Origin of the sequence: Lacinutrix sp., assembly GCF_023299985.1 — a bacterium.
Taxonomy (GTDB): domain Bacteria; phylum Bacteroidota; class Bacteroidia; order Flavobacteriales; family Flavobacteriaceae; genus Lacinutrix.
Genome location: NZ_JALZVX010000230.1, coordinates 1 through 24,971, shown reverse-complemented (window position 1 = coordinate 24,971; position 24,971 = coordinate 1). Strand labels below are relative to the sequence as shown.

Here is a 24,971-nt window from a genome sequence, read left to right as displayed (position 1 = left end):
ATTTTTATATTTAGGAGTATCGCAATTAGAACTAGAAAATTATACCGAAGCTTTAAAAAACTTTCAAAAAATAATAGATTCTAAAACCATGGATCAATCTAAAGGCTATTGGTATAAAGCATTAACCTATTTAAAAATGGATGATCGAGAAAATGCAATAAAAGAGTTTGAGATTAGTGCCTACAGTCCCAAACATTTTAATCATGTAGAAGCAAGGGAGCTTTTAAAAGAATTAAAAAAATAATGACTAATAAAACCAAATATTCCATACTTACAGCAATAATAATATTAGCATCTTTATTAATTAAAGAATACTTTGTTAATAAGGAAGAAGCAGTAGTTGTAGCAGGAGGAACAATAAGCAAAGAAGACACCAACGACTACTTTTTACCAACAAGTACTACAGGACAAATAGTGCATCACGAAGGTTACAGTTTAAGTTATAGTGAGCCACACGAACAAGCAGAATGGGTTGCTTACGAGCTTAAAAAAACGCACTTATCTAGCACTAATTTTAAACGTCCTTATTTTGAAATAGATAATGCTGTAAAAACAAAAGCAGCACATTGGGGAAACTATAAAAAATCTGGTTACGATAAAGGGCATTTATGTCCAGCAGCAGATAGGAAGTACAGTAAACAAGCACACGACGAAACATTTTTAACAAGTAATATATCTCCTCAAAAGCACGATTTTAATGCAGGAGTTTGGAACCGTCTAGAACAAAAAACACGTTATTGGGCAGGAAAATACGACGGCGTTTTTGTAGTTTCTGGTGGAGTTTTAAAAGGAAATATGAAAACTATAGGTAGTGAAAAGGTTGCAGTGCCAAATCAATTTTATAAAGTAATTATAGATAATAATTCGGGAGAAACAAAAATGCTTGCTTTTTTAATAGATCATAAAGAGTCTAAAGCGCCTTTGTATAAGTTTGTGGTCTCTGTAGATGAGGTAGAAGCACTAACTGGAATAGATTTCTTTTCAGAATTAGAAGATAGTAAAGAGAATAGGTTAGAATCTTCAAGTAGTTATAAGAATTGGAGTTTTAATTAGATTTTTTTTATTAGTGTACAATAGCCTTCTGTTAAGTTAGAAAACGCTATAAACCTAATTTGTTTTTAAACCCAATCCATCTCTGTTGTCTCGCAAAACGGCCTTGACCTTTTGTAATAAATGGTTCTAATTTGTTTTTTTTTGCCTTTAAATAACCTAAAACATAATTTTTAAAGACACTCAAATTTGCTCTTTTAAAAGTAAAATAAGTACCTAAAATAAAGGTAAGTACAAATCCGTAACGCATTTTATACATAGCTTCGCCTTGAGAGAATTTAGCTTGTTTACTATAATTTGCTCCAGTTGGTTTTAAGTGTTTTACTTTTAGCGTGTTGTCTAGTAACATTTCCCATTTGTAAAACTTGGCTAATATTTCGTCTATAGAATCCCAACCCATATCTTTTTTTAATCCTCCTATGTCTAAAAAACACTGTTTAGTGTAACTTTTTAAAGCACCACGAATATGTAGTTTGCCAGTAATTTGCTCTCTAATCCACTTTTCTTTATGCTCTACATAACAATATCCAGAGGCCATACCAATAGCCTTGTTAGATTGGTAATGTTTAGCTAAAGTTTCGAGATATTGATTTGGGAAAATTAAATCTGCATCAAATTTGCAAATAACATCATAGTTGCTATTTAAGGTTTCAAAACCTTTGTAAAAGGCATTAATAATTTTTGATCCAGGTAAATGAGTGTTTGAAGATTTAATATTTACTAACGCTATATAATCGTGCTTTTTTACAAATTGTTCTACAACGGTTTGTGTATTATCAGTAGAATTATCATTTACCACAACAATGTGTTTTGGTTGTAAAGTTTGCGAAACTAACGACTCTAAAGTTTTTGTTATGAAACTAGCTTCGTTGTGTGCAGGTATGACGATGTAAAAATTCAAATAATAAGTTTAAAAATTGAAATTAACCAAAAAATGCTTGTTTTATGCCTTTCCAACGTAGTTTTCTAATAAATTTTCCTTCAGCCTTAGAAACTAAAAAATCTTTTTTGTTCCGTTTAGCTTTACAAAAACCTTTTATATCATTTACTAGTATTAAAAAACTACGATTTTTAATACTTTTTTTTAAAGCTGCAATTACGCTAATTATAATACCATATCGCATCTTGTAAAAGGCTTCACCTTGAAGTAATGCACTTTTTTTAGAGTAGGATTGTCCTGTAGGTTTTAGATGTTTAACATGTAATGTTTGGTCTGTTTTTACTGTCCATCCATAATATTTAGTCAATAGTGTATCTACCGTGTCCCAACCAATACTTTGTTTTAATCCTCCAATCGCTTTAAAGCATTCTTTTCGGTAGGCTTTAAATGGACCGCGAACATGGTCTTTAGATGCAACAGTCTCGTAAACCCATGTTTTATTTTTTTTAATATAAGCTAGTCCACCAGCAATACCAACTTTCTTATAGGTATTAAAAAGGGTTACAATAGATTCTAAATAATTTTCTGGTAGAATAATATCTGCATCAAACTTGCAAATAATGTCGTAGTCATCATCTAATGTTTCAAAACCTTTATAGAATGCATTAATTACTTTGCTACCTGGAATATGTTCTTTTGAGGATTTAATTGAAACACCTTGTAACCAGCTATTTTTAGATGAAAAAGCATCAATTATTTGCTGAGTATTATCTGTAGAATCGTCATTAACCACAATTACCTTTTTAGGTAAAAGTGTTTGGTTTGCCAAAGAATGAAGCATTAATGCAATGCAATCTTCTTCATTATGTGCAGGAATGACAATGTAAATATTCATGAAAACAAATTACAATATTAAAATTCCAAATTCCAAATTCCAAAACCAATCGAGTAAGTTTTTGGATTTTAGAGATTAGGTTTTGGAATTTGAAACTTTTTCAGCATAAACAATATAATATCTATTGGTGAAGTAGCGTAAAATTGGTCTGAAACCAATTTTTTTAGTTGGGTTGGTCCATTTTTGACGATCAACAATTCTCCATCCTGCCTTTTCTAAAAGCCAATCAAACTGCCAATCTTCAAATTCATGGTAGTGTCTATCCCATTTATCGGTTTTACTTCTATAAGCTGAAGAAAACCATAAGCGCATTGGAATGCTTGCCACTAACTTATCTGCTTTTATTGATTTTAAAACAGTGTATGGTGATAATAAATGCTCAAAAATTTCAAAAGCGGTAACAACTGTAGCGTTTGAGTTTTCAATTTCTGAGGTGTCTTCATCTAAATCTTCACCAAAAGTATTTGCGATTTTAAAGTCAGCATTTTTCATGACCTCTGTAAACGGATTTTCAACGCCTAAATCAAGAATAGTCTCATTTTTAGATATGTGTTTTTCTAAAAATTGATAAGTAAGTTTGTATCTTTTATGTGGAAATTTACCTTCGTACAAGAAATGTTATTTTAATGTTTGTAAACAATACAGTTAATATTCATGCCAGCACCAACACTAGCAAACATAATAAGGTCTCCTTTATTTATCTCTTGATTTTCTAGCTTTCCTTTTAAAATCATATCATACAAAGTAGGTACAGTTGCAACGCTAGAATTTCCAAGCGTATTTATAATCATTGGCATTATACCATCTGGTACTTCTGTTTTGTGCAATTTGTAAAAACGTTTTACAATGGCTTCATCCATTTTTTCATTGGCTTGATGAATCAGGATTTTTTTAACATCTTCAATTTTGTAACCACTTTTTTCTAAACAAGATTTTAGTGCTAGTGGTACATTGGTTAAAGCAAATTCATAGATTTTACGACCATGCATTTTAATATAACGACGCTTATTTGTAGTGTCTTGTTTGTTAGTTTCTCCAAAGTAAATAAAATGTGCTTCGTCTAAAGTAAAAGTCGCAGTTTCGTGATTTATTATACCTCCTTCTTCATTAGATGCTTCTATAATAACTGCACCAGCACCATCACTATAAATCATGGAATCTCTGTCATGCTTATCTACAACACGTGATAAAGTTTCAGAGCCTATAACTAAACATTTTTTAGCCAATCCAGAAGCGATAAATGCTTTTGCTTGAATAATACCTTCAATCCAACCTGGACAACCAAACAACAAATCGTAGCCAACACATCTTGGATTTTTTATGCCTAATAAGTGCTTTACACGAGAGGCTAAACTTGGTACAGTATCACTTTGTGAAGAATCATGCCTAATATCGCCATAGTTTTGCGCAACAATAATATAATCTATAGATTCTTTATCAGTTTTTGCATCTTCAATTGCTTTTTTGGCTGCAAAAAATGCCATATCAGAATTTACTAAAGACGCTTTTAAATACCGTCTTTCTTCAATTCCAGTAATGGCTTTGAATTTTTCGACAATAACTTCATTAGTATTATTAATTGCAGAACCATCCACATTAATAAACTCATGATTATAGAAGTTTTCGTTCTTTTCAATTTGACTTGGAATGAAACTTCCTGTTCCAGTTATTTTTATACTCATAGGTAGGGATTTCTTATTTATTAAGAAACAAACAAGGCAATATACTAACATTTCTTGAAACGTTAATTTATTGCCCTACTATTTTACGATGTTCAACAGCATGTTATGCTTCCATATATGCCTCAATTGGCGCACAAGTACATATTAAATTTCGGTCTCCATAAGCATCATCAACACGTCTTACGCTTGGCCAGAACTTATTGTCATGCACGTATTCTAAAGGAAAAGCAGCTTTCTCACGAGAGTATGGTAGAAGCCATTCATCGCTTGTTACCATAGCCATTGTGTGTGGTGCATTTTTTAATGGATTATTATTGTCATTTTTATTTGCTTCAGAAATTTCTTGTCTAATCGATAGCATAGCATCACAAAAACGATCCATTTCTGCCTTGCTTTCGCTTTCTGTAGGCTCAATCATCATGGTTCCTGCAACAGGAAACGATACCGTTGGTGCATGAAAACCATAATCCATTAAACGTTTTGCGATATCAACAACTTCAATACCGTTTTCTTTAAATGGACGACAATCTATTATCATCTCGTGTGCAGCACGACCGCGTTCTCCAGAATACAAAGTCTCGAAAGCACCTTGTAAACGTTCTTTTATATAATTTGCATTTAATATGGCAACTTCGGTAGATTTTTTTAAACCTTTAACACCTAGCATTTTTATATAACCATAAGAAATTAAACAAGCTAAAGAAGAGCCAAAAGGAGCTGCAGAAATAGCTGTAATTGCTTGGTCTCCTCCAGTTTTTATTAATGGATTTCCTGGTAAAAATGGGACTAGTTGTTTTGCAACACAAATTGGTCCAACGCCAGGTCCTCCTCCTCCATGAGGAATAGCAAAGGTTTTATGTAAGTTTAAATGGCAAACATCTGCACCAATATTTCCAGGATTTGTTAAGCCTACTTGAGCATTCATGTTTGCACCATCCATATATACTTGTCCACCATTATCATGGATTAATTGTGTAATTTGTTTGATTGCAGATTCGTAAACACCATGTGTAGATGGATACGTTACCATTAAAGCAGCTAAATTATCTTTATGTAATTCTGCTTTTTCACGTAAATCGTCAACATCAATATTACCTTCTTCATTAGCTTTGGTTACTACAACCTTCATTCCAGCCATTACAGCACTTGCAGGATTTGTACCATGTGCAGATGATGGAATTAAGCAAATATTTCTATGGTGATCTCCACGAGACTCATGGTACGCTTTAATAACCATTAAACCTGCATATTCTCCTTGAGCACCAGAATTTGGTTGTAAAGAGGTGCCTGAAAAACCAGTAATTTCGGTTAATTGGTCTTCTAGTTCTTTTAAAACAGTTAAGTAACCTTTTGCTTGTTCGATTGGAACAAAAGGATGTACATTTCCCCAATTAGGTGAACTTAATGGCAACATTTCTGCTGCTGCATTTAATTTCATGGTACAAGAGCCAAGAGAAATCATGGAGTGATTTAATGATAAATCTTTGCGTTCTAAAGTTTTTATATAACGCATCAATTCTGTTTCAGAATGATGTGTGTTAAAAATGTCTAGTGTTAAAAAGTCTGTTTTACGTTGAAGTGCTTCAGAAATGTTCTGTGCTTCAGAAATGCTATCTACTATAAAAGTATCTTTTCCTAATGCTTCAGCAAAAATTGAAATTATTTCATTTACATCTGAAAGCTTTGTTGTTTCATTTATAGAAATAGTAATGGTTTCTTCATTTGGATAATAAAAATTAATCTTTTGTTTTTCAGCTAAAGACTTAATGGTAGAAGCGTTTGCTTTTAGTTGGATAGTATCGAAAAAAGAGGTGTTTGTTTGTTCTACTCCTAATTTAACTAAAGCATTTGCTAAGGTTGAAGTTGTATTGTGAACTTGGTCTGCAATATATGTCAAGCCTTTTGGACCATGATACACAGCGTACATTCCAGCCATAACGGCAAGAAGTACTTGTGCTGTACAAATATTAGAAGTTGCACGATCACGTTTTATATGCTGCTCGCGTGTTTGTAGAGCCATACGCATAGCTCTGTTTCCATTGGCATCTTTAGTAACACCAATTATACGTCCTGGAATATCTCGTTTATAAGTTTCTTTAGTTGCAAAATATGCAGCGTGAGGACCTCCATAACCTAAAGGTATTCCAAAACGTTGTGTTGTACCAACAACAACGTCTGCTCCAAATTTACCTGGTGCTTCTAGTTTTACTAAGCTTAAAATATCTGCAGCTACAGCAACTTTAATAGCTGCTGCTTTTGCTTTTTCTATAAATGTTTTTATGTCGCTAACTTGTCCGTTTTTTCCAGGATATTGAAGGATTGCTCCGAAAAATTCTGAAGAAAAATCAAAGTCATTTTCGTTGCCGACTACTAATTCTATACCAATTGGAGTAGATCTCGTTTGTAATAACGATAAGGTTTGTGGTAAAATGGTTTCAGAAACAAAAAATTTATTGATACCAGCTTTTTTTTGTGGACGTTCACGAACAGCAAAAAGTAAACTCATAGCTTCTGCTGCAGCTGTACTTTCGTCTAATAAAGAGGCGTTTGCTAGCTCCATTCCAGTAAGGTCTGTAACCATGGTTTGGAAGTTTAACAAGGCTTCTAAACGACCTTGAGCAATTTCTGCTTGGTAAGGCGTGTAAGCTGTGTACCAACCTGGATTTTCTAAAATGTTACGTTGAATAACAGCAGGTAAAATAGTAGGATGGTAACCCAAGCCAATGTAAGTTTTATATATGCTGTTTAATTTAGATAGCTCGTTAATGTGAGATAAATATTCAAATTCACTCATTGCAGAATCCAAGTTTAAGTCGGCTTTTAAACGAATATCGTCTGGGATAGTTTCGTAAATAAGCTGATCCATACTGTCTGCATTAATAACATCGAGCATTAATTTTTGATCGTTTTCTCTTGGTCCAATATGACGTAATGCGAAAGAATTTGTATCCATAATAATTGTGTAAATTTAATTGTACAAAAATACTGAAAACTTAAACTATTTTTTCTTAAAAAAATGAAAGTTTTTAACCAAAAACCATGGTTATTAACAGTTTGATTAACTTTGTTTAATGCGAATAATTAAACAACTTTTCGATTTTTATTTGAATAGTAGTATTCACGTAGCTTTAGCAGTGTATTCCTTAAGCTGGATAACCTTGCGAGAGTTCAACATTTTGTATGATGAAAACATCTTGTTTTTTATTTTTTTTGCAACAATAACAGGCTATAATTTTGTGAAGTATTTTGGTATTGCAAAATTTCACCATCGAAGTTTAACAGATGCACTAAAAGCTATTCAGGTATTTTCGCTTATTTGTTTTGTGTTACTCTGTTATTATACTTTTCAATTACCTTTAATAACGCTAGGTTATATTGCTATTTTTGGCTTGGTTACCTTCTTATATGCCATTCCGTTTATTCCGAAGAATTTTTATTTAGACAATCAGCAAAACTTACGCGCTATTAGTGGACTCAAAGTTTATATAATAGCTTTAGTTTGGGCAGGTGTTACTGTGTTTTTACCATTAATTAATAATGATTTTGACTGGAATGTAGATGTTTATATTACTGCTTTTCAGCGGTTTGTTTTTGTTATTGTTTTAATGTTGCCTTTTGAAATTAGAGATTTAAAATATGATAGCATAAAACTAGCTACAATACCTCAAAGAATAGGAGTGAAGCTTACAAAAATAATAGGATCTCTTTTATTATTGTTTTTCTTTTTTGTTGAATTTTTTAAAGATTTTTCAACTTATTTAAATAATATTGGAAACTTAATATTGGTTTGCTTAACCTTGTTTTTCTTAATATTTGCAAACAAGAAAAGGAACCGTTATTACAGTTCCTTTTGGGTTGAAAGTATTCCAATAATTTGGCTACTTATTATTCTGTTTTACTAGTTCTTGCTCAAAAGCAGACTGTAGTTCCGATTTTTCTGAAGTATTTAACTTAATAGGTTTTTCTACTACTAACTTAGTAAGTTTATTGTTGTTTTGTGTGTACTTTCTACACGCTCCGCAAAAAGCTAAATGAAAAGTTAACTTAATTTTCTCCCAGATTGTGGCGTCGTTATACTGTGTTTTATCGCAAGTATGATTTGCTTCATCACAGCTTAAAAATATTTTATTTTCCATTTTAAAACCAATTTTTTTCAAGACAACCACCCATTGCAGTTCTTGCTCTGTGAATGATTACCCATAGGTTAGACGCAGTAATATTTAATTCATTACAAATAGCTTCAGTATCGTAATTTAAAATAGTCTTCATTTCGAAAACTTGAGCTTGTTTCGCAGGTAATTTATCTAAACAATTATGTATCGCTATACCTAATTCTGTGTTTTCTATACTGTCTTCAGCAGTTTTGTCAAAAGGGTCTGCAACACGTTCTTCCAGCCAATCTCCTTCGCTTTCTGTGTCACTATTGTAGCTCATTCTTACTTCGGCTTTGCCTTTTTTAGAATTAATTTTACGATAGTGATCTATTATTTTTCTTTTTAAAATAGATATTAGCCATGTGCGTTCACTGGCTTCACCTTTAAAGTTTTTCATAGACTTTAATCCAGCTAAAAAAGTTTCGGATATTAAATCTTGAGCTACTTCTCTGTCACTAACACGGGAAACGGTGTAGTTAAATAAGTAGTCGCTATACAAACTAATCCATTGGTTTGGATCTATTTTGTGATCTGGCATTGATTACAATTTTTAACAAAAATAAAGAAAAAGAATTGTTTTAACGTTATTTAAAATATATCATTAAAAATACGGTACTTAAGTAAATCCAGAATATAGAAAATAAGATATGTACTACGGTTTCAAATTCTTTGCCTTTCCAAAGTTTACTAGAGTAAACAAAAAACTGCATAAACGCCCTAATAGTCCAGAAAAAACCAAAACCTAGCGCTATTTTATTACCAAGTTTTGTTTCTATTATTTCTGTTGCAGAAGTAAAACAAAGCAAGCCCATTAAAAAAACGGTTAGTGCAATAAAAAAAGTATGAATAGTCATCATTTGCCTATTTACTAGACTTAGCGCTTTAAGTTCTTTTTTCCAATTAAAGTATTTTGGAAATATTATATGAATTAATGCAAGAGCCATTAATAATAAACCTATTATTTTTAAATGTAGATACATAACTGTTTTAGATTACGGTTTAAAGCTAAAAATGGACATAAAAGGTGTGAATTTAGTTTCTGTTCCATTATTAAAACCAGCTTTTTTAAACACACTGTTCCATGTGTTTTTTGAAAAGAAATGAGTAAAACCAATAGAGAACGCAAAGAAATTAGGTAAGTCTCTTAAATGTTCTACTACTATTACTTTGCCATTTGGTTTACAAACTCGGTGACATTCTTTTAAAAATTTTACTTTTTCGATGTTAGATCTTATTTCATGTGCTGCAGAAAGTAAAAAAATAATATCTACACATTTGTCTTTTAATGGTATATAGTCTGTGTTTATTTGTTGCGTGTTTGGGTATTCTATAGTTACTTTTCTAGCTCTTACAATTGCTGGTTCTGTATGTTTTTTAGCATTATAAAAATCGAAAACTTGTAAATTTGAAAGCGGAAATTTTTCTTTAAGACTAAAACTAGTTTCATCAAAACCTGCATTTATATTTAATATTAGTTGTGCATTAGTATCTTCTAAATCTAATTTTTGTAACCAATTAAAATTATAATATCCAGAATAATCGTAAACATATGCTGAAACGACTAAAGGTATTATTAAGCCATAAATAAATGCAATTATTATAATCCAAAGTAGTAGTCTAGACCATTCAAAATATAAAAAGCCAATTATAATTAATGTTAATACACTTAAGCCAATAACATAGAAATGTCTATTGAAGCTTAAAATATTTAATACGCCTTGAAATTTTTTTCTTTTTATTTCCATAATTCAATTTGTCCTTTTTTCCATTGATATGGAATGTTTTCTATTATAAAAGCATTTGCTAAAACGTGATTTTTGAGTTTTAGTGTCTTTAAAAATTCAATATTGTAATTTTCAATTTTAATAGGTTTTGGCTTCCAGTTTTGTCTTACACCTTGTATAATTAAAACTTCTTTAGTGTCTTCATTATAGGTAAATGTAAAAGGTAAAGGTCCTGCAAAACGTCTCGCTTCTTTCCAATTATCAAAAGGAGAGTTTATAGGTAAAGCCGCATCGGTTTCTTTGGTGTCTATTACTATTTTAAAGTTTGAATGTTTAGAGGATATTTCATTTTTATATTTAGTAACTTCTTGATTTACATCTGTGGTTGTATAGTTATAGTGTGTAAAAATATTACCCATAAAAGCCATTTTATTTTTATTAGTTTCAGACTTTATAATGTACAAGCCACGTAGTCGTTTTCCTTTTTTATTGGTGTAACGTACAAAAATACGATAGCCAATTAAAAAAAAATCATTACCCATAAATTTAGGAAAACCTTTTGGTCTTAAATCTGTAGTTTGCACCATGGCAACAGCTACAAAAGCCCATTTGTTTTGAAAAGTATCTAATGTTAAACAGTCTGGAATTAAACTTTCTAATTCCTCTTTAGGAACGGCAAAGGTTAACACAGTAGAGCTTTTAAAAAAAGCTTGAACAGCAAATGGATGATTTTTAAGTTTAGATAACATTGCTTTCTTTTTTATTAAAATGAAAATTGTTTAAATATACTATTGCAATAAATAATAACGCAAAAACGATATTAAGTTTATTCCAAAGTAGTAGTTCTGGCGCTCTAATAAATTCTATAATATTCATAGTTAGTACGATTACTATTTGGATGATTGCATTTAATTTTTGCTTGTATTTGATTAAAATCCAGATTGCCATACAAACTTCTAAAATACCAATAGTGATAATTATTATTCTAGAATGTTCTGTGTTTAGAATCTTTGCCACAATGGCTTCGTGTCTTGGTACTTGATTTAAAACTTTACTATACAGCCCATTAATAAGCCAAACCAGAGCAATAAAAACGGTAATAATATTGTGTAATATTGGGTGTTTCATGCTTTTTTTATTTTGTGCAACTTACTATATAATAGCCAAAACTTTTCATGTGTAATCCAGAAAGAAGCGCATAAAAAGACCCTTTTAAATTATGTAAACTTTCTCGTTTAAGCGAGTTTAATGTAAACAATTTTTTAAGAATAAATCCAACAATAGTAAAAGGAACATGAAGTACAGATGGTGCCACTCTAAATGAAATATCTTCAACTTTTACATTTTTAAAACCTAAGTTTTCTAGATCTATTACTACATTACTAATAAAGCCTAAATTTTTTAAACTCCAGTGGTCACATAGCCTACGATGAGAGTACTGTGCGCCATAACATAATTTAGATTCTTCTTTTTTTAAAAATGCATCTGCGATTACAAAGCGTCCTCCAGGTTTTAAAACACGGTAAGCTTCTTTTAAAGATTCCTTTTTATGTCCAGAATGGCATAAACTTTCTATAGCCAAAGCAACATTAAATGTGTTTGATTTAAATGAAGTATGGTTGTAATTCTCATTTACAATAGTTCCTTTTTTACCTTTTAATAATTCATTTCCTTTTTCTACTTGAAAATTGGAAAGTGTTACACCAACAGCAGATAAATTCTTGTATTTTTTTAGTGCATAACGCATAGTGCCACCAACACCACAGCCTAAATCTATTAAATTTGATTTATCTTCACTACTAATGTTTAGGCGTTTTAATACCTGGTTATTCATTTCGTTTAGCATTGTGTTTCTTGCAAATGGATTGTTTTTAAACGGACTGTAATATCCAAAATGCATGTTTAAATCCTTACTCCAAAACTCGTAATCCTCTGTAGCTTCGTTATAGAAATCTATCATTTCTATTTTTATGTTTTCTACTTTTTCTGTGCGTTTTAGTGTTATTGATTTCATAACAAGATATTTTATTTTAATAAATTGGTTAATGCTAATTCTATGTTTTTATATTTAAATTTAAAACCATTATCTAGTAATCGCTTGGGTATAACGTTTCTACTTTTTAATACTAGTTCTACTTCTGTGCCAATTACCTTAGCTCCAAATTTTAGTAGCCAAACAGGATGATTAATACCAATTGGCATTTTTAATGCTTTTCTCATGGTTTTCATTAGTGTGTAATTATCTGTTGGGTTTACAACCGAAAGATTAAAGTTACCATCCAAATCTTTATTATCAATTAGAAAATCAATAGCTCTTGCAAAATCTAATTCATGAATCCAGCTTACTTTCTGTTTTCCTGAAGCTTGCTTGCCTCCCAAACCAAATTTTGTTAATGTTTTTAAAGGTATTAAAGCACCTCCATTTTTACCCATAACAATAGAAGCACGAAGCGCTATTTTTCTTGTTTTGGGATTGGTAATGTTGTAGAACGATTGTTCCCAAGACTTAGCAATATTCATGGAAAAGTCGTCACCAATTTCTCCGTTTTCTTCAGTCATTTGTTTGTGTAAAGAATAACGATATATTGTTGCTGTTGAAGAGTTAAACCAAGTTTTTGGTGGATTTTCGCATAAATTTATTGCCAAGCCTAAAAGGTTTGTTGAGTCTATTCTCGAATCGTGAATTAGTTTTTTATTCTCTTTAGTGTAACGACAATCTACAGATTTACCAGTAAGGTTAATTAGAACCTCTGTATTTTCTAATTCGTTTTTCCAATCACCTAAATCTTTTGCGTTCCAGTATATATCGTTAGCGCGTTTTGGGTTTCGCGTTAATATTTTTATGTTGTAGTTTTTCTGTGTGAAATAGTGTTCTAAAACTTGTCCTAAAAAACCACTTCCACCTGCTATGATGATTGTTTTCATATTATAAATGTTTAGATATTAATTGATTTTTGTTAGTAATCATTTCTTTAACTAAATAGGTTATATATAAATGAAGAAAAGCTAATAGGACTGAAATAATCATTATTAGTAGAAATAATCCTTCGCTACCAGGTATTAATGTTGTGTACATAAAAAACAAAATAATTAGAACTAATGTTGATGATATACAGTAAATGGTAAGTAAAGAAGTTATTTCTTTAGTTAGTTTTTTTTCATCTATTACCATTCTTATTGCCATTATTATTTGTGAAATCCCTAATGGTATTAAAAAAAGTAATCCAAAATAAATTGTAAAACCAAGAATGATGTTTGTGATTATTAATCCTTTATTGATATTGTGTATGTTTTTCATAATTTCTAATTATTTTAAACTTTCAGAAAAAATTGAAAGTTATATTTAAATTTTTTTATTTGAATAATTTTAAAACAGACTTAGTAATCCAGTTTTGTTTTTGGTCTACTAATTTGTTTATCATACTATCCATAGTTTCTGTTAATTCGTGTAAAGCTCTTGTTTGTTTTATTAACTCTTTGGTTTTTTCTGATCCGTCTTTTTTAATAGAGGATACTTCATTTAATATTTTAATAACTGGTTTAATTTCGCGTCTGCTTCTTTCTTTTGCAACAATTCTCGCCAATTCTTGTACATCTTTTTCTGTAGTAAAAAACTCTTTGCGTTCTCCTGCAACTAATGTTTTGGTTACTATTCCCCAATCCATTAATTGCCTTAAATTCATAGAGGTATTACCACGGGAAATTTTAAGTTCTTCCATAATCTCTTCCATAGATAGTGGTTTAGTAGAAATAAAAAGCAATGCTTGTATTTGTGCCATAGCCTTGTTAATTCCCCAAAGAGAGCCTAAACTTCCCCAAGTACTAATAAATTTATTTTTTGCTTCTAAGTAATCCATGTAGCAAATATATGATAATTATTAAACTTTCAGTAATTATTGAAAGTTTATTTTTAATTATTTAATTTGAAGGTGAATATGGTCATCATGCCTAACAGCTTTACAACCCTGAAATCTTACTTTACCATAATTACTAAAACCGAGTTTGTTTTTTAGATAAGGTTCTATAAATATTTTTTCTGTTTCGGTTTGCTTTAAAAAAGTAGAGATTATTTTTGCAGTACTATTTGTATCGAATTGTAAATTGTTAATTTTCCCTAAGGTTAAATATTTAGGAAAGTTGTATTGCCAATATCCTTTTTCAACGCAGTTATTGGAGCTGTAATTATCATCTTGAACATAAATACCATAACCAGATACTGCTGGTTTTTTGTCTGTAATTTTTCCGTTTTTGGTTTTGTAGCTAAAACTAATGTCTATCTTTTTTCCATCGTTATGACTTCTATGAGGTAGTAAAGGAAAACCATTATAGAATGGAAAGTTGGCATCTAAATAGGTGATCCTTATATTATCTTTTATGAGTGCTTCAGAAGAATTTAGCAGCATTTTTTTTAATTCTGGAGTAACATAATTTCTAAATAATAAAGGATAGAATGCATTTCGAGGTTTTAAATTAGCATTAAAAATTGGTAATTGTTCACGACCAAACTGTTTTGCTAAAGGTGGAATAATTAATAGGTTGCAAACTAAATAGAAAGTAATAAAAGTATAGCTCTTTTTCCATTTTAAGAATTTAGACAGTAGTTGTGTTACTATCCAAATTACACCACCAACTTGAGTGAATAGGGTTAATAATATTATCCAAATTAAATGGAGGAAGAGTTTAATTAGTTTCATAAAAAAGACGTTGGCTTTTAACTCAACGTCTTTATAGATTGTTTTATTTGAAATAGTGTAATAGAATCTCCTCCTTATTTTTAAGCAGGAGAATGAATTCTATTTTTTGAAATAAAATAGAAGAGAGAGGTGGTTTTACTTTATCAATCCAGCGCGTTTTAACAAAGCTTCTGGTTTTGGTTCTTGACCTCTAAAACGTTTGTATAATGTCATTGGGTTTTCTGTTCCACCTTGAGATAAAACATGTTCTTTAAATTTAGTTGCAATGTCTTTATTAAAAATACCATTCTGTTTAAAATACTCAAAAGCATCTGCATCTAAAACTTCTGCCCATTTGTAACTGTAATAACCAGAACTATAACCGCCTTGAAAAATGTGCGCAAAAGCAGTACTCATACAATTTTCTTTTACATCTGGAAATAGGTTAGTGCTCTTAAAAGCTTCATTCTCGTATGTCTTTACATCTTTTATATTTGATGGGTCTTTAGCATGCCAAGACATGTCTAAAAGACCAATACTAATTTGCCTTAAGGTTTGCATACCTTCATGAAAAGTAGCAGATTCTTTAATTTTATTAACTAAATCCATTGGTATTACTTCACCAGTTTTATAGTGTTTAGCAAAGAGCTCTAAAGCTTCTTTTTCGTAGCACCAGTTTTCCATGACTTGGCTTGGTAACTCTACAAAATCCCAATACACGCTTGTTCCAGATAAACTAGGATAAGTTGTATTTGCTAACATGCCATGTAGCGCGTGACCAAACTCATGAAAGAGTGTTGTAACCTCGTTGAAGGTTAGTAAAGAAGGTTTGCTTTTTGTTGGTTTAGTGAAGTTGCACACAATAGAAACGTGTGGTCTTTCTTCTTTGTTTTCTTTTACAAATTGAGATTTGTAACTCGTCATCCAAGCACCATTTCTTTTTCCTTTTCTTGGGAAGAAATCTGCATAGAAAATAGAAACTAAATTACCATTTTCGTTTGTTACTTTATAGGTTAAAACTTCTTCGTGGTATTTGTCGATATCGCTTATTTCTTCAAAATGTAATCCGAACAATTTTTTAGCAACTACAAAAGCGCCATCAATAACGTTTTCTAATTTAAAATATGGTTTTAATTGTTCATCGTCTAAACTGAATAGTTTTTGTTTTAGTTTTTCAGAATAATATACAGAATCCCACTTTTCTAGTCTGTCGATGCCATCTAAATCCTTAGCAAATTTTTCTAGAGTTGCATATTCATTTTCTGCTGCAGGCTTAGCTTTAGAGAGTAATTCATTTAGAAAATTAAAAACAGTATCTGGTGTTTCTGCCATGCGTTCCTCTAAAACAAAATGCGAGTGCGTTTTATAACCTAATAGATTGGCACGCTCAAAACGTAAGTTTGCAATTTCTAAAACTATATTTTGGTTGTCTAAATCGTCTCCTTTAAAAGCTTTACTGCCTGCAACTTTAGATAGCTGTTCTCTAAGTTTTCTATTGTTAGCATAAGTCATAAAAGGAATATAACTAGGGTAATCTAAAGTAATTAGCCAGCCTTCTTTTTCTTTGCTTTCTGCTAATTGTTTTGCAGCTTCTTTTGTGCCTTCAGGTAAACCAGCTAGGTCTTTTTCGTTAGTAAGGTGTAACTCGTATTTGTTAGTTTCGGCTAAAATGTTTTCTCCAAATTTCAGTTTTAATTGGGCTAATTTTTTATCTATATCACGAAGTTTAGTTTTGTCGCTTTCATTTAGATTAGCACCATTTCTAGAAAAACTCTTGTATTTTTTGTCTAGTAATGTTTGCTGTTCTGTACTAAGATTTAAACTATCTTTTGTGCTGTAAACCGCTTTAACTTTTTTAAATAAATCTTGATTTAAAGTAATGTCGTTTCCAAATTCTGTAAGTAATGGAGAGATTTCTTGGGCAATTTTTTGAATCTCTTCGCTAGTTTCTGCAGAGTTAAGATTGAAAAAAATACTAGTAGCGCGACCTAATTGCTGACCAGAAAACTCTAAAGCTTCAATTGTGTTCTCAAAAGAAGGAACGTCTAAATTACTAGTAATTGCCTCAATTTCTAGCTTAGCTTCCTCCATAAGACTTAAAATTGCAGGTTTGTAGTCTTTGTTTTCAATACCAATAAATGGTGCCGAATTGTATTTGGTAGAGAATTTTTTTGTTAATATGTTCATTGTATAAAACTGTGATTTTTATTAATATATTAATATTTGTGAAAAAACATATAAAAAATCGAAAATAATAATTTATGTTTGCAACATATTTTTTCATGAGAGTTGGTTACTCTCTTTAAAATTATTGATTAATAGCGATGAAAAGCCTCAAATTTATTTGAGGCTTTTTTTTTACCCTAATAAGTAGTAATCAAGATGTATTTTAACGAATAAATATGCTTTTTATCTAATTTACGTTTTTATTTATGTATTAAATCTTTGTTGCTAGTTAAATGTAAGACTTTAGCCTTAAGTTTTTTTGATGTGAGTAAAATCATATATAGAAAGATTAATAGCGATAGAGAGCCCAGGAGACTGGGCTTTCTTATTTTATACTATTTTAGTTTCTTAGAAGCGGCTTCCACCTTAAGTTTTAAGCCTTCTTTATAAACCATTATTTTATCTAAAACACATTTATCGCTAGTTCCAATTATTTGAGCTGCTAAAATGCCTGCATTTTTTGCGCCATTTAAAGCTACTGTTGCAACTGGTACACCTCCTGGCATTTGTAAAATAGATAAAATAGAATCCCAACCATCTATAGAGTTTCTGCTTTTTACAGGAACTCCAATTATAGGTAATGGAGATAAAGAGGCTACCATACCTGGTAAATGTGCAGCACCACCAGCACCTGCAACTATAACTTTTATGCCACGAGTGTGTGCGTTTTTACTGTAATCGAATAATTTTTCTGGTGTTCTGTGTGCCGAGACAATATCTACTTCAACCTCGATATCAAAACCTTTTAATATATCTATTGCTTCTTGCATTACTGGAAGGTCGCTATCGCTTCCCATTATTACGCCTACTTTACTCATGGTGTTTTATAGTTATAATTAATACTCTCGATATTACAAAAGTACGTTTTTTAGTGCTTTAAATAAATTGGTTTTTAGTGATAATTACTGGTTATCTAATATTTATTAAAAACGCTTTTACATTTCGTGATATATAACCTGCATTTCATGACATTTATTTTTGTAAGCCTTGATTTTGTTGCAGTTTTGGATTGCTATTAATCAATAACTTTAAAGCCCTTTACATGGTTTTCTGTAGAGGGTTTTATTAAAAACACAAATATATTATGGGAAATTCAATCGCAAAAGTGTATGTAAATACGATAAAGAAAAACCAAAAAGTACTTTATGGAGTGTGGGAACCAGGTTTTCCAGTTCAACTTGGAGATTATGGAATAATGAAAGGAAATATTTTTACTCAATTAGGTAATATATCCGAATTTGAAGAATTAAAAGATTTTAATATAAAAATCAGAAGAGATGAAACAAAAGATGAAAAATCTTTCACATCAAAAAAAGGTGTTCAATTTCAGTTAAACCCAAAAGCAGAAGGAACAATAGATGGAGTAAAAGCAAATGCTTCTATTGAGGTTAAGTTTTCTAAAGAAAACGCTGTTTTTTTTAATGGCGCTGAATGTGTTTTTGAATTGATAGAAAACAAATACCAGCTTGGACAAGAACTTTTAAAGATTCATAAAAAGTCAAAGGATAAATGGAAAAAAGAGTTTGTTTTAGTTACTGATAGAGTTATAACTAAAAGGGCTTTAATATTAATTTCTACATCTTCTGATTTTTCAATAACATTAGAAGCAGATGCTAGTGTTCCAGTTATTGATCTAGCTAAGGCTTCTCTTGGTCTCAAAGTTAGTAAACAAAAATCTACTGGCTATAAAGTTAATACTGAAGATGGTATTATACCTCTTATAGGTCTTTCAAAAATTAAGCGTCCATTTTTGTTTTTTGATAAAGAGTTTAAACCTATGGTAAAAGCATATACCCTAGAAATGGAAGATGCTATTATTGATTACAAGTTAAAACCAGAATCAAGCGATGAAAATTTACAATTTTCACAATTTACAGAAGACTTAGACGAGTAGTCTAAAAGGTGTATTTAAACTGAATAATAAATAATAAACTCTAAGGCTAATGAAAATAATTTTTAATGATAATCAAGAACAAGTCACAGAAGCAACAAGAATGGCTAATTCAATTTTTGAAAATCAAGTTTTTTATGACAAAATAAATCTAAAAGAAAGCTTTGATCTAAGTACAGCTTCTCCAAAAATAATTTCAGAATTAATAAAACATTCGAGCTTAGAATTTAAAATAGATCTTTTTTATCCTTCAGGATGGAGAGCAATAAAATATAGAAATACAATTGCTTATGTAGATCATAGGTTTCCAAATACTTTGTTTTTAAATCTAAAAAAAATAAATAGAAAACCAGAAGATATTGCAGCAACAATTATTCATGAAAGTATACATGCTTTAGACAATGAAGCCATCGATTATACTTTTGGTCATGGAAACAATAGTTCTAAGGGTAAAGCAAATACAGCTCCATATTGGATTGGAAATCTTGCCTTAAAAATCCTAAATAATGATTTTAATACTGAATCAATTATATTTGATCAAGAAGAAAATGATGATTAACTTGTTTGATAAAAGACTATTTTTAAATTTTATCTGTTTAGTTAACTATATAATTAGTTCAATAATAGTATTTATTAATCTTTAATTTTTAAAAATATGACAGAAATTATAAAAAACAAAAAAGGAGAAATAGCCGTTATTTTTAAAATAAACGCAAAAACGTTTAACCCTATTAATTTAGGAGATCTTAAAATGAAAGATTTGCCAGAGAATTATCGAAAATATTTGTTTATTGATGATGTTGAGGATTCTCTTGACACAAGAGTTATTGGTAAATTTAAAATACTTTTTGAGAGATATGGGCTTAGTTGTAAAAGACATAATAATGGGAAAGTATTTCCGATTGATTTCATAACAACTGAAAAATCAATTGAACTAGATGTTGAACCTAGACATGGTCAAGATGGAGGTGTTGTAGGAGTATGTAGTTAAATGAAGAAACTAATCTTCATATTGCTTACACAATTTGTTGTAGCTCAACAAATACCAATAGATTCTATTTCTTACGAATATTTCTATGAAAAAGAACTAGAACAAATTGTGTTGTTAAAAAAGAGTCAAAAAAACAAACCGTTTGATGCAAATAAGTATATTGATATTGGAGAGTTATATCAAAGTATTAATAGCGAGGATTCAGCTTACGCATCTTATTATAAAGTTTATGAATACGAAAAACAAAAGAAAACTCTACGCAAAAATAAGTTTAGAGAATTACTTTTTAGTCTTCATAGTGTAGAGTCTAGTAAAAAAGATTACGATAAGGATAGACGATTTTTTTTAACAGAATTAAAAGAACTTACAGAAAAGGATAACACTGATAAATGGCACGCTAAAATAGAAAACGAACTGTTTAAAGATTATTTTAGTGATAGTCTAAAAATAAAATTAGCTAAGGAAAAAATTAATATAATAAAGGAAACAGATTATTATAAGATTGATAACGAATTCCGTTCTATTATTTTGCTAAACGAAGGTAATTTGAATACCAAGCTTAATAATTTTGATAAAGCAGAAAATTCTTTGTTTCAGGCGTTAGAATTTGCATCTCAAAATAAAGATTATTTAAGACAAGTCTATTGTTTGATTAATCTTGGGGCTAATGAAAACAAAAGGAAAAATTATAGAAAAGCACTTAGTTACTTTGCTCAAACAAATAATATTCCAAATAAAAAACACAAACTAAAAATAGAAAGATTTTTAGCAAACAATAGAGGTAATGCCTACTATGGTTTAAAAGATTCTATAAATTTAAAATATCAAGATGCTTTAAGAGATAAGTTAGATGTTGTTATAGATGACTTCAAAAAAAACAGTAGTTTTTATGAAACTGACGTTAGATATCAAACTAAAGAAAAGGACAGAAAAATAAAAGAACTAACTAAGGTTGAAACTAAATTGAATAAAAACAGAATAATATATAGTATTCTCTTATTTGGGGTCTTTCTACTAGCATTATATTCCTTTGTAAGATGGAAAAAATCAGACAGAAAAAAGAAGGTTCTTGACCAGCAAAACCAATCGCTTAACCTAGAAAACAAGAAAGCCAAAACAGAATTAGAAACTGTAAAATCTTTAGTTATTAACGATTATGTTGTGCTAAAAAACAAATCTAAAGTCTATTTAAAAGAACTAATCTATGTTAAGTCAGATGGGCATTATTTAAATCTTTACACAACTTCAAAAAAAGAATTTGTTAGAGGTAAAATTTCAGAAATAGAACAACAATTACCACCAAATTTTATAAAATGTCACAGATCGCATATTGTTAACGAGAACTTTATAAAACAATACAGTAGTAAAGAGGTGTTTATGGTAAATGGAGCGCATATTCCATTGTCTCGTGGGTTTAAGTTTTAGAGTTTGGCAATTTGTGGAATCTGCCTCAAATACTACACGCGTAATCACATAACCTAAAGGCTCTGTGAATCTCTATGTAAACTTCGTGAATCTCAGTGTAATAATAAAGCAACTATTTTGCAATCACTTTAATAGTTTTCTTAACTTCTTCAGCAATTTTACGTGCTGTATTTAAATCTTCATTTACAATAGTAACATGTCCCATTTTACGAAAAGGTCTGGTTTGTTTTTTACCGTAAATGTGTGGTGTAACACCTTCCATGTTCATAATATCTGCAATGTTTTTATATAAAACATCACCAGTATAGCCTTCTGCACCAACCAAATTTACCATAATACCACCAACTTTACTTTCAGTTTTACCTAAAGGTAAGTTTAAAATAGCACGAATATGCTGTTCAAATTGAGACGTATAACTCGCTTCTATAGTTTGGTGACCAGAATTATGAGGTCTTGGAGCAACTTCGTTTATTAAGATCTCATCATTTTTAGTTTGAAACATCTCGACAGCTAGTAAACCAACATGGTTAAAAGCTTTAGATACTTTTAAGGCAATCTCTTGTGCTTTTGTAGCAACCTCTTTAGAGATTCTTGCAGGACAAATAACATATTCTACCTGGTTTGCTTCTGGATGAAATTCCATTTCTACAACAGGATATGTTTTTATATCACCATCTGGATTTCTTGCAACAATAACTGCTAACTCATTTTTAAAATCGATGAGTGCTTCAGTAATGCATTCATCTTTTGGTAACCCTTTTAAATCGTCTAAAGAACGTACCACTTTTACACCATTACCATCGTAACCAAACTGTGCACTTTTCCAAACAAACGGAAACTCTAAACCACCATTTAAAACAGCATCTTCAATTTCTGAAGCATAGGCAAATCGTGAAAATTCTGAAGTCGGAATATTGTTATCTAAATAAAATAATTTTTGCTTTGCTTTGTTTTGTATTACTCTTAAATTCTTAGAACTTGGAAACACTTTTATACCTTCTGTTTCTAGTTTTTCTAGGGCATCAACATTAACGTTTTCTATTTCAAAAGTTAAAATATCTACCTGTTTACCAAAGTTATAAACGGTTTCAAAATCCATTAAATCACCTTTTGTAAAAGCGTTACAAGCCATTTTGCTTGGTGCTTCTTCACTTGGGTCTAATACGTAAGTTTGGATGTCGAATTTTCTGGTAGCATAAAGCATCATTTTGCCTAGTTGTCCACCACCTAGAATACCTAATTTAAAATCTGAAGAAAAATAGTTCATATTTAATGTTGAAATTGCTACAACAAAAATACATTTTAAAATACAAAACTGCCCTAAAATGATAAGGCAAAAATGGTAATTCGATTAACAAATACGTATCTTTGCCACTTTCATAAAACGAATACAATGATCAAGCTTCACGACAAATGTTTTAAGCCTTTTATTTCTGCTAAAGAAATAGATGCAGCTGTGTCTAAAATGGCTAAAGATCTCGCCAACGATTTAGGAGATGAAATTCCTGTTTTTGTAGGCGTTCTCAATGGTTCGTTTATGGTGGTTAGCGATTTTGTGAAAAAATATCCAAAACCTTGTGAAGTTACTTTTATTAAACTAGCGTCTTATGAAGGAGTTAAGTCTTCAGAAGATATTCAGCGTTTAATAGGTTTAACTCAAGATTTAACAGGAAGAACAGTTGTTATTCTTGAAGATATTATAGATACAGGTAAAACGCTTCAAGAAATACATAGAATCTTTAAAAATGAAGGTGTAAAGCAATTGCTAATTGCAACGTTGTTTTACAAGCCTGAAGCATATAAAAAAGACTTTAAATTACATTACGTTGGTATAGAAATTCCTAATAAATTTATAGTTGGTTATGGCTTAGATTATGATGGATTAGGAAGAGACATGCCAGAAGTTTATCAAATAAAAACAACACAGCACATGACAAATTTAGTATTATTTGGTCCTCCAGGAGCAGGCAAAGGAACACAGGCTAATTTTTTAAAGGAAAAATATAATCTGGTTCATATTTCTACAGGAGATGTGTTTAGGTTTAACATAAAAAATAAAACAGCTTTAGGGACTTTAGCTAAATCGTTTATAGATAAAGGTGAATTAGTGCCAGATCAGGTTACTATAGACATGCTAAACGCTGAAGTTGAGAAAAATACAGATGCTAACGGTTTTATTTTTGATGGTTTTCCAAGAACTAATGCACAAGCATTAGCATTAGATAAGCTGATGGAAAGTAAAGACTCTCAAATTAATGCTATGATTGCTTTAGAGGTAGAAGACGAAGTGTTAGTTCAAAGGCTATTGGAACGTGGGAAATCTAGCGGAAGAGCAGACGATGCAGACGAAAGTATTATTAGAAATAGAATTAAAGAATATTACACAAAAACAGCCATTTTGAAAGATTATTTTTCAGCACAAAGAAAATATTACGGTGTAGATGGTTTTGGCAGTGTAGAAGCTATTACAGAGCGTTTATGTAATGCTATAGATAAGCTATAAAGGCAATCGAGTTAGGCGTATGAGTAAGCCAACTTTTAACTTTTAACTCATAACTTTTAACTTAGAAATAATGACTGAAGGAAATTTTGTTGATTACGTAAAAATGCACGTTACCTCTGGAAAAGGAGGTCAAGGTTCTACGCACTTACATCGCGAGAAGTATTTAGCAAAAGGTGGTCCAGACGGAGGAGATGGAGGACGAGGAGGTCACGTAATTTTAAGAGGAAGCACTAACCTTTGGACATTAATACACTTAAAGTTTAAAAGGCACATTCGTGCTGGACATGGAGGAAGTGGAAGTAGTGGCAGAAGTACTGGTGCAGATGGAGAAGATATGTACGTAGAAGTGCCTTTAGGAACAGTTGTTAAAGATACAGAAACAGACGAAACACTTTTTGAAATTACAGAAGAAGGAGAAGAACGCATTGTAGCTCTAGGTGGAAAAGGTGGTCGTGGAAATTGGCATTTTAAAAGCTCTACAAACCAAACACCACGTTATGCACAGCCTGGAATTCCTATGGAAGAAAAGGACATTACTTTAGAACTTAAATTATTGGCAGATGTTGGTTTGGTTGGTTTTCCAAATGCAGGAAAATCGACACTTTTATCTGTAATTACTTCTGCAAAACCTAAAATTGCGGATTACGAGTTTACTACATTAAAGCCTAACTTAGGTATTGTAAAACATCGTGAGTTTCAAAGTTTTGTAATGGCAGATATTCCTGGAATTATTGAAGGAGCAGCCGAAGGTAAAGGACTTGGTTATTACTTTTTACGCCATATAGAACGAAACTCTATTTTACTGTTTTTAATACCTGCAGATGCGCCAGATATTAAAAAGCAATATGATATTTTGTTAGATGAATTACGTCGTTAC

Annotated in this window: 28 protein-coding genes; 9 read left to right on the top strand and 19 right to left on the bottom strand. The window is 30.7% G+C overall.

The window, feature by feature from the left end; genetic code table 11:
• Both Q0C58_RS12390 and Q0C58_RS12385 read left to right on the top strand, forming a co-directional pair.
• The coding region (locus tag Q0C58_RS12390; RefSeq protein WP_290702158.1) for a tetratricopeptide repeat protein at window positions 1-244 on the top strand (244 nt) is incomplete at its 5' end.
• Complete coding sequence (locus Q0C58_RS12385) at window positions 244-1,053, top strand: DNA/RNA non-specific endonuclease (RefSeq protein WP_290702155.1); 810 nt, start codon at window positions 244-246, stop codon at window positions 1,051-1,053. The genes Q0C58_RS12390 and Q0C58_RS12385, both read left to right, overlap by 1 nt.
• Window positions 1,054-1,099: 46 nt before the next feature.
• Here the strand turns inward: Q0C58_RS12385 and Q0C58_RS12380 are convergent, their stop codons facing one another.
• The 5 genes from Q0C58_RS12380 to gcvP all read right to left on the bottom strand — a co-directional run bounded on the left by Q0C58_RS12380 (window position 1,100) and on the right by gcvP (window position 7,460).
• Entirely contained in the window at window positions 1,100-1,951 is an 852-nt protein-coding gene (locus Q0C58_RS12380; RefSeq protein ID WP_290702152.1) for a glycosyltransferase family 2 protein, read from the bottom strand.
• A gap of 22 nt (window positions 1,952-1,973) precedes the next feature.
• Window positions 1,974-2,825 (bottom strand): glycosyltransferase family 2 protein, encoded by an 852-nt coding sequence (locus Q0C58_RS12375; RefSeq protein ID WP_290702149.1) that lies wholly within the window; start codon window positions 2,823-2,825, stop codon window positions 1,974-1,976.
• A gap of 75 nt (window positions 2,826-2,900) precedes the next feature.
• A complete protein-coding gene (locus Q0C58_RS12370) occupies window positions 2,901-3,437 on the bottom strand; it encodes a methyltransferase (RefSeq protein ID WP_290702146.1) in 537 nt (178 codons plus the stop codon).
• A gap of 11 nt (window positions 3,438-3,448) precedes the next feature.
• Window positions 3,449-4,507 carry a 3-oxoacyl-ACP synthase III family protein gene (locus Q0C58_RS12365; protein ID WP_290702143.1) on the bottom strand — a complete coding sequence of 353 codons (1,059 nt, stop codon included), beginning with the start codon at window positions 4,505-4,507 and terminating at the stop codon, window positions 3,449-3,451.
• A 103-nt stretch (window positions 4,508-4,610) separates the two neighbouring features.
• Window positions 4,611-7,460 carry an aminomethyl-transferring glycine dehydrogenase gene (gcvP, locus tag Q0C58_RS12360; RefSeq protein ID WP_290702140.1) on the bottom strand — a complete coding sequence of 950 codons (2,850 nt, stop codon included), beginning with the start codon at window positions 7,458-7,460 and terminating at the stop codon, window positions 4,611-4,613.
• 118 nt (window positions 7,461-7,578) lie between these two features.
• On the opposite strand from gcvP, the gene Q0C58_RS12355 reads away from it, so the two are divergent.
• Window positions 7,579-8,409 (top strand): hypothetical protein, encoded by an 831-nt coding sequence (locus Q0C58_RS12355; protein ID WP_290702137.1) that lies wholly within the window; start codon window positions 7,579-7,581, stop codon window positions 8,407-8,409.
• Here Q0C58_RS12355 and Q0C58_RS12350 read toward each other — a convergent pair.
• The 13 genes from Q0C58_RS12350 to purE all read right to left on the bottom strand — a co-directional run bounded on the left by Q0C58_RS12350 (window position 8,386) and on the right by purE (window position 18,102).
• Window positions 8,386-8,643: a glycine dehydrogenase gene (locus Q0C58_RS12350; RefSeq protein ID WP_290702134.1), complete on the bottom strand. Its 258-nt coding sequence runs from the start codon at window positions 8,641-8,643 to the stop codon at window positions 8,386-8,388. The two genes, Q0C58_RS12355 and Q0C58_RS12350, sit on opposite strands and share 24 nt — an antisense overlap.
• A 1-nt stretch (window position 8,644) precedes the next feature.
• Entirely contained in the window at window positions 8,645-9,199 is a 555-nt protein-coding gene (locus tag Q0C58_RS12345; protein WP_290702132.1) for a sigma-70 family RNA polymerase sigma factor, read from the bottom strand.
• Between the two features lie 46 nt (window positions 9,200-9,245).
• Window positions 9,246-9,641 carry a hypothetical protein gene (locus Q0C58_RS12340; RefSeq protein WP_290702129.1) on the bottom strand — a complete coding sequence of 132 codons (396 nt, stop codon included), beginning with the start codon at window positions 9,639-9,641 and terminating at the stop codon, window positions 9,246-9,248.
• Between the two features lie 12 nt (window positions 9,642-9,653).
• The gene (locus Q0C58_RS12335; RefSeq protein ID WP_290702126.1) at window positions 9,654-10,406 is read right to left on the bottom strand and encodes a methyltransferase domain-containing protein; all 753 of its coding nucleotides are present in this window, start codon (window positions 10,404-10,406) and stop codon (window positions 9,654-9,656) included.
• Window positions 10,397-11,134 (bottom strand): DUF2071 domain-containing protein, encoded by a 738-nt coding sequence (locus Q0C58_RS12330; RefSeq protein WP_290702124.1) that lies wholly within the window; start codon window positions 11,132-11,134, stop codon window positions 10,397-10,399. Before Q0C58_RS12330 ends, Q0C58_RS12335 begins: the two co-directional genes overlap by 10 nt.
• Window positions 11,124-11,513, bottom strand: a complete 390-nt coding sequence (locus tag Q0C58_RS12325; RefSeq protein ID WP_290702121.1) for a DoxX-like family protein — start codon at window positions 11,511-11,513, stop codon at window positions 11,124-11,126. Before Q0C58_RS12325 ends, Q0C58_RS12330 begins: the two co-directional genes overlap by 11 nt.
• Before the next feature lie 7 nt (window positions 11,514-11,520).
• Window positions 11,521-12,399, bottom strand: a complete 879-nt coding sequence (locus Q0C58_RS12320; protein ID WP_290702117.1) for a methyltransferase domain-containing protein — start codon at window positions 12,397-12,399, stop codon at window positions 11,521-11,523.
• Between the two features lie 11 nt (window positions 12,400-12,410).
• On the bottom strand, window positions 12,411-13,310 hold the full coding sequence (locus Q0C58_RS12315) for a TIGR01777 family oxidoreductase (RefSeq protein WP_290702114.1): 900 nt from the start codon (window positions 13,308-13,310) through the stop codon (window positions 12,411-12,413).
• A 1-nt stretch (window position 13,311) separates the two neighbouring features.
• The gene (locus Q0C58_RS12310) at window positions 13,312-13,683 is read right to left on the bottom strand and encodes a hypothetical protein (protein WP_290702111.1); all 372 of its coding nucleotides are present in this window, start codon (window positions 13,681-13,683) and stop codon (window positions 13,312-13,314) included.
• A 55-nt stretch (window positions 13,684-13,738) separates the two neighbouring features.
• Window positions 13,739-14,242 carry a MarR family transcriptional regulator gene (locus Q0C58_RS12305; RefSeq protein WP_290702109.1) on the bottom strand — a complete coding sequence of 168 codons (504 nt, stop codon included), beginning with the start codon at window positions 14,240-14,242 and terminating at the stop codon, window positions 13,739-13,741.
• Between the two features lie 57 nt (window positions 14,243-14,299).
• Window positions 14,300-15,079 (bottom strand): hypothetical protein, encoded by a 780-nt coding sequence (locus tag Q0C58_RS12300; protein WP_290702106.1) that lies wholly within the window; start codon window positions 15,077-15,079, stop codon window positions 14,300-14,302.
• A gap of 135 nt (window positions 15,080-15,214) precedes the next feature.
• On the bottom strand, window positions 15,215-17,245 hold the full coding sequence (locus Q0C58_RS12295) for a M3 family metallopeptidase (RefSeq protein ID WP_290702103.1): 2,031 nt from the start codon (window positions 17,243-17,245) through the stop codon (window positions 15,215-15,217).
• A gap of 374 nt (window positions 17,246-17,619) precedes the next feature.
• Window positions 17,620-18,102, bottom strand: coding sequence for a 5-(carboxyamino)imidazole ribonucleotide mutase (purE, locus tag Q0C58_RS12290; RefSeq protein WP_290702100.1), 483 nt, complete (start codon window positions 18,100-18,102; stop codon window positions 17,620-17,622).
• A gap of 266 nt (window positions 18,103-18,368) precedes the next feature.
• On the opposite strand from purE, the gene Q0C58_RS12285 reads away from it, so the two are divergent.
• From Q0C58_RS12285 to Q0C58_RS12270, 4 genes are all read left to right on the top strand, one after another.
• Window positions 18,369-19,178 carry a hypothetical protein gene (locus Q0C58_RS12285; protein WP_290702097.1) on the top strand — a complete coding sequence of 270 codons (810 nt, stop codon included), beginning with the start codon at window positions 18,369-18,371 and terminating at the stop codon, window positions 19,176-19,178.
• A 49-nt stretch (window positions 19,179-19,227) separates the two neighbouring features.
• On the top strand, window positions 19,228-19,734 hold the full coding sequence (locus Q0C58_RS12280) for a hypothetical protein (RefSeq protein ID WP_290702094.1): 507 nt from the start codon (window positions 19,228-19,230) through the stop codon (window positions 19,732-19,734).
• A gap of 96 nt (window positions 19,735-19,830) precedes the next feature.
• Window positions 19,831-20,166 (top strand): hypothetical protein, encoded by a 336-nt coding sequence (locus tag Q0C58_RS12275; RefSeq protein WP_290702091.1) that lies wholly within the window; start codon window positions 19,831-19,833, stop codon window positions 20,164-20,166.
• Between the two features lie 21 nt (window positions 20,167-20,187).
• Window positions 20,188-21,591, top strand: coding sequence for a LytTR family transcriptional regulator (locus Q0C58_RS12270; protein WP_290702089.1), 1,404 nt, complete (start codon window positions 20,188-20,190; stop codon window positions 21,589-21,591).
• Between the two features lie 112 nt (window positions 21,592-21,703).
• Here the strand turns inward: Q0C58_RS12270 and Q0C58_RS12265 are convergent, their stop codons facing one another.
• Complete coding sequence (locus Q0C58_RS12265) at window positions 21,704-22,858, bottom strand: 5-(carboxyamino)imidazole ribonucleotide synthase (RefSeq protein ID WP_290702087.1); 1,155 nt, start codon at window positions 22,856-22,858, stop codon at window positions 21,704-21,706.
• 126 nt (window positions 22,859-22,984) lie between these two features.
• Here Q0C58_RS12265 and Q0C58_RS12260 point away from each other — a divergent pair, with 126 nt between their 5' ends.
• Window positions 22,985-24,094 carry an adenylate kinase gene (locus Q0C58_RS12260; RefSeq protein ID WP_290702085.1) on the top strand — a complete coding sequence of 370 codons (1,110 nt, stop codon included), beginning with the start codon at window positions 22,985-22,987 and terminating at the stop codon, window positions 24,092-24,094.
• Window positions 24,095-24,164: 70 nt separating this feature from the next.
• The coding region (gene obgE, locus Q0C58_RS12255; RefSeq protein WP_290702083.1) for a GTPase ObgE at window positions 24,165-24,971 on the top strand (807 nt) is incomplete at its 3' end.

What these genes read in the sequence shown, in the direction of transcription:
- Q0C58_RS12385 (WP_290702155.1), top strand. Translation starts at nt 244, where the DNA reads ATGACTAATAAAACCAAATATTCCATACTTACAGCAATAATAATATTA.
- Q0C58_RS12375 (WP_290702149.1), bottom strand. Translation starts at nt 2,825, where the DNA reads ATGAATATTTACATTGTCATTCCTGCACATAATGAAGAAGATTGCATT.
- Q0C58_RS12365 (WP_290702143.1), bottom strand. Translation starts at nt 4,507, where the DNA reads ATGAGTATAAAAATAACTGGAACAGGAAGTTTCATTCCAAGTCAAATT.
- gcvP (WP_290702140.1), bottom strand. Translation starts at nt 7,460, where the DNA reads ATGGATACAAATTCTTTCGCATTACGTCATATTGGACCAAGAGAAAAC.
- Q0C58_RS12355 (WP_290702137.1), top strand. Translation starts at nt 7,579, where the DNA reads ATGCGAATAATTAAACAACTTTTCGATTTTTATTTGAATAGTAGTATT.
- Q0C58_RS12350 (WP_290702134.1), bottom strand. Translation starts at nt 8,643, where the DNA reads ATGGAAAATAAAATATTTTTAAGCTGTGATGAAGCAAATCATACTTGC.
- Q0C58_RS12345 (WP_290702132.1), bottom strand. Translation starts at nt 9,199, where the DNA reads ATGCCAGATCACAAAATAGATCCAAACCAATGGATTAGTTTGTATAGC.
- Q0C58_RS12340 (WP_290702129.1), bottom strand. Translation starts at nt 9,641, where the DNA reads ATGTATCTACATTTAAAAATAATAGGTTTATTATTAATGGCTCTTGCA.
- Q0C58_RS12335 (WP_290702126.1), bottom strand. Translation starts at nt 10,406, where the DNA reads ATGGAAATAAAAAGAAAAAAATTTCAAGGCGTATTAAATATTTTAAGC.
- Q0C58_RS12330 (WP_290702124.1), bottom strand. Translation starts at nt 11,134, where the DNA reads ATGTTATCTAAACTTAAAAATCATCCATTTGCTGTTCAAGCTTTTTTT.
- Q0C58_RS12325 (WP_290702121.1), bottom strand. Translation starts at nt 11,513, where the DNA reads ATGAAACACCCAATATTACACAATATTATTACCGTTTTTATTGCTCTG.
- Q0C58_RS12320 (WP_290702117.1), bottom strand. Translation starts at nt 12,399, where the DNA reads ATGAAATCAATAACACTAAAACGCACAGAAAAAGTAGAAAACATAAAA.
- Q0C58_RS12315 (WP_290702114.1), bottom strand. Translation starts at nt 13,310, where the DNA reads ATGAAAACAATCATCATAGCAGGTGGAAGTGGTTTTTTAGGACAAGTT.
- Q0C58_RS12310 (WP_290702111.1), bottom strand. Translation starts at nt 13,683, where the DNA reads ATGAAAAACATACACAATATCAATAAAGGATTAATAATCACAAACATC.
- Q0C58_RS12305 (WP_290702109.1), bottom strand. Translation starts at nt 14,242, where the DNA reads ATGGATTACTTAGAAGCAAAAAATAAATTTATTAGTACTTGGGGAAGT.
- Q0C58_RS12300 (WP_290702106.1), bottom strand. Translation starts at nt 15,079, where the DNA reads ATGAAACTAATTAAACTCTTCCTCCATTTAATTTGGATAATATTATTA.
- Q0C58_RS12295 (WP_290702103.1), bottom strand. Translation starts at nt 17,245, where the DNA reads ATGAACATATTAACAAAAAAATTCTCTACCAAATACAATTCGGCACCA.
- purE (WP_290702100.1), bottom strand. Translation starts at nt 18,102, where the DNA reads ATGAGTAAAGTAGGCGTAATAATGGGAAGCGATAGCGACCTTCCAGTA.
- Q0C58_RS12285 (WP_290702097.1), top strand. Translation starts at nt 18,369, where the DNA reads ATGGGAAATTCAATCGCAAAAGTGTATGTAAATACGATAAAGAAAAAC.
- Q0C58_RS12280 (WP_290702094.1), top strand. Translation starts at nt 19,228, where the DNA reads ATGAAAATAATTTTTAATGATAATCAAGAACAAGTCACAGAAGCAACA.
- Q0C58_RS12275 (WP_290702091.1), top strand. Translation starts at nt 19,831, where the DNA reads ATGACAGAAATTATAAAAAACAAAAAAGGAGAAATAGCCGTTATTTTT.
- Q0C58_RS12265 (WP_290702087.1), bottom strand. Translation starts at nt 22,858, where the DNA reads ATGAACTATTTTTCTTCAGATTTTAAATTAGGTATTCTAGGTGGTGGA.
- Q0C58_RS12260 (WP_290702085.1), top strand. Translation starts at nt 22,985, where the DNA reads ATGATCAAGCTTCACGACAAATGTTTTAAGCCTTTTATTTCTGCTAAA.